Origin of the sequence: Blautia sp. AM42-2 (assembly GCF_003480245.1) — a bacterium.
GTDB classification, from domain to species: domain Bacteria; phylum Bacillota; class Clostridia; order Lachnospirales; family Lachnospiraceae; genus Fusicatenibacter; species Fusicatenibacter saccharivorans.
This window is the reverse complement of sequence record NZ_QUIM01000043.1, coordinates 1-625: the sequence shown is the minus strand read 5'-3', so window position 1 is coordinate 625 and position 625 is coordinate 1. Positions and strand designations below refer to the sequence as shown.

Genomic DNA, 625 nt, shown 5'->3' with positions numbered 1-625 from the left:
TGAAACCCATTCTTTACTTGTTCTTCCTTAGAAAGGAGGTGATCCAGCCGCACCTTCCGATACGGCTACCTTGTTACGACTTCACCCCAGTTATCAGTCCCGCCTTCGGCAGCTCCCTCCTGAAAGGTTGGGTCACTGACTTCGGGCGTTACCAACTCCCATGGTGTGACGGGCGGTGTGTACAAGACCCGGGAACGTATTCACCGCGACATTCTGATTCGCGATTACTAGCGATTCCAGCTTCGTGCAGTCGAGTTGCAGACTGCAGTCCGAACTGAGACGTTATTTTTGGGATTTGCTCCACCTCGCGGCTTTGCCTCCCTTTGTTTACGCCATTGTAGCACGTGTGTAGCCCAGATCATAAGGGGCATGATGATTTGACGTCATCCCCACCTTCCTCCAGGTTATCCCTGGCAGTCTCCACAGAGTGCCCAGCTTTACCTGCTGGCTACTGAGGATAAGGGTTGCGCTCGTTGCGGGACTTAACCCAACATCTCACGACACGAGCTGACGACAACCATGCACCACCTGTCTCCAATGCTCCGAAGAGAAGGTTCCATTACGAACCGGTCATCGGGATGTCAAGACCTGGTAAGGTTCTTCGCGTTGCTTCGAATTAAACCAC

Annotated in this window: 1 rRNA gene; it reads right to left on the bottom strand. The window is 53.0% G+C overall.

The features are described from left to right. Positions 1 to 31: 31 nt before the first annotated feature. A 16S ribosomal RNA gene (locus DW915_RS15585) occupies positions 32 to 625 on the bottom strand; the annotation flags it as partial.